General features: G+C 66.7%; 2 protein-coding genes. Both read right to left on the reverse strand.

What is annotated here, in order from left to right; genetic code table 11:
* The coding region (locus tag ACLPJJ_RS04130) for a hypothetical protein (RefSeq protein WP_443589688.1) at positions 1-635 on the reverse strand (635 nt) is incomplete at its 3' end.
* Positions 636-1,128: 493 nt separating this feature from the next.
* The coding region (locus ACLPJJ_RS04135; RefSeq protein WP_443589689.1) for a serine/threonine-protein kinase at positions 1,129-2,953 on the reverse strand (1,825 nt) is incomplete at its 5' end.

Consider the following 2,953-nt stretch of genomic DNA (forward strand, 5'->3'; position numbering starts at 1 on the left):
CGGTTCTTCTGCACGATCGTGCCGTTTTCCAAGATCAGCGACCCGCTGGACCAGATGCCCCCGCCCATGGCCGGTCCGTCAATTGCATCGAGGCTGCGAGGTTTCACCATGTTCTCATATACGGTGGCTCCGCTCAGGGTCAGGGCGCCTTGGTTATAGATTGCCCCACCCCCCCACTGGGAGGAATCCACCAGTGAACCGCCTTCCAGCGTCAGGTTCTCTAGCGTGAGCGAGGCGCCCGCAGTCACGTCGCAGAAGCGGGCGCCCGCGCCCGCGCCAAGGCGGCCCGGCTGGAGGGTGTCGCCGTTGCCGACGATGGTCAGCTTGTCGCTGGCGGCGATGACCGGCAGGAAGTTCCCGCCGTTGGTGCCGTTGTTGCTCGCCGTGAAGAGATAGGGTGATGTGGTCGGGGCCGTCAGGCTGATGGTGTTAGCTCCGCCGGCCGTGTTGGCGGCGTTCATGTCGGCGATGAGGGCTGACACGGTGGGCGCAGTGTAGCTCGAGAGCAGCGCCCGAACTTCGAGATGCTCGAGGAACAGGCGTGCCTTTTTGCGACGGGGCGCCGAAGTACGACGTTGGCCGCGCAGGGCGGCGCTGCGCGAAAGGATTGAGGAAAACCAAGAGGAAACGGACATGGTCAAGCTCCTTTTTGGTCGAGGTCCGCGATGGAACGACTGAGGGCGTTCCCGGCGCGCAGACCGAGCGCCAGGGGCCGGTGAGACTCCTGCTTCGCGGCGAGCAGTCGCCGGCCGCTTCTTTTCGTCCGGCCGCTCGCGGCGCCCTGTAGTGGCACGGTCTTCAGACGATGCCATGACGGCGAGCGCTGTGGCTGACCACATCAGACTGGTCTTATCAGGATTTCCAGGCGCGATGGGGCGCCCACTCGGCCGCGCGCCACTTCCGCCTCACGCGACGAGTCGCCGAGCGATTTCTCTCCAGTTGATCGTCCTTCAGCCGGCCTTTCTGTGCGAGAGGCTCGGTACCCTATCTATTCCATCGCCGTCGACGGGCCAATGGCACATGGAGGGGCAAATTCTTGAGAGAATTTCGAACAATTGGCTTCGTTTCCGGGCCCCGCGGCCCGACGCGGCCAAGGAACGGCCCGCACCAGCGTCAAGGCAGCCGCATCTACGCCCAACTAAGCAGGACAATCCAGCCGGCGTGCAGGAGCAGTCGGAGCCACCAGGACAAGCCGCGCCACGTGGCTACTTGCGCCACAACCAGCACGGCGGGGGCGACTGCCAGGGGCCAGTATGCGGGCTGGTACGTGGCCCGCCACTCCTGCGAGACCATGGTGGGCAGCCCCAAGGCCGACACGGCTTCGGCGAGAAGAATCAAGGTCACCGCCAGGGGGATGATGCGCTCGACGTAGGCGACCGTCACGGGCCAGGGCCGCCGGTAGCGCCGCCAAAGGCTGCCCGCCGCGAGCGCTTCCAACGCCGGGACAAGGAACATGACGATGAAGTACAGTGGCATGCCCCAGAGCAGCCCGATTTGCACGCCGATGATGGCGTCGCAGACCATTTTATCGTAAAGGATTCTCCGCTGATCATCCCGGGCCATCCCTTTGAGGTCCGGGTAGCGGCGCTCCTGCCAATCCGGCGCGTAGACTTCGCCGCGAAGCTCCCCGAACTCCGGACTGAACAAGACATCAGCCAGCGGCTCCGGCTGGCGCTGCAACAGGTCGTCCTTGAAGGCGAGCACGTTTTCCCGCCCTTGCAGGGTGTTCCTCATCTGATATCCGGCGAACGTCCATGCGCCGCCGCACAGAGACGAGATGTAGGCCGCCACCAGCCCGACAGCCAGGCCGTGAGACAGGTCGGCGCCGGCGCTTTGGGGTCGGGCCATGAGCACGATCGCCAGGCCGGCGGTGGTTACAGCCAGCACCACCGCCATGGCGAGAGCGATGTTCACCGGCCCTGGGGGCCGGGGGAGTGCCGCCAGCCAGGGGCGCGGGGTGGACGGCAGGCGGCCGTAACTGGCGTCGATGGTTTCGGTCAGCGGCTTCTGAAGAATTCGAAAGTAGATCGTGTAACCGAAGAGGACGCCGAGCACCAGCCCCACGACCAGCACCGACAGGGCCGCGCGCAGGTTCTGCCGCAGCCAGTAGCGCGCCGCCTGCCAGGCCGACGGCGGCCGCGCGCGTGTCGGCTCGCCGCGCCGCCAGCGATCCAGGTCGTCGGCAAGGTCCGCCGCCGAGCCGTAGCGCTGGCGCGGGTCCTTCTGAAGGCACTTCAGGCACAGCGCCTCCAGGTCGCGGTCCACCCGGGGATTCAACATCCGCGGTGGCTGCGGTTCCTTCTCCATCATTTGCGAGAGCGTGTCGAACGGCGTCTCGGCCTGGAACGGGGGCTGGCCGGTCAGCAACTCGTAGAGAACCGCGCCCAGGCTGTAGACGTCGGCCAGCGTGGTGACTTCCCCCCTCTTTCCGGACGCCTGCTCCGGCGCCATGTAGGCCGGCGTTCCCATCACGGCCCCGGTGCGGGTCAGCTTGCTGTCGCCCTCAACCCGCCTGGCCAGGCCAAAGTCGGCAACGTGGGGCTGTCGTTCGCGGTCCAGCAGGATGTTCCCGGGCTTGAGGTCGCGGTGGATGATGCCGCGCTGGTGGGCGTAGTGAACCGCTCGAGCGACCGTGGCGAGCAGCCGTGCCGCCTCCTCGGAGGGGCCCCGAAAGCCAGCCAACGTGCCGCCCTCGACCAGCTTCATGCAGAAGTACGGCTGCCCCTCGTATTCGCCCACCTCGTAGATGGGCACGATGCTCGGATGATCGAGCTGGGCCGCCGCTTCGGCCTCGGTGCGGAAGCGCAGCGCCTCATCGGCGGAGGCCATCTGCCCGGCCAGGAGCATCTTGAGGGCCACGGTGCGGTCGAGATTGATCTGCCGGGCCCGGAAGACGACACCCATGCCGCCGCGCGCGATCTCTCCCAGTAACTCGTAGCCAGGCACCTCCGGC

It is taken from the genome of Acidocella sp. (assembly GCF_052326845.1).
Lineage (GTDB): Bacteria > Pseudomonadota > Alphaproteobacteria > Acetobacterales > Acetobacteraceae > Acidocella.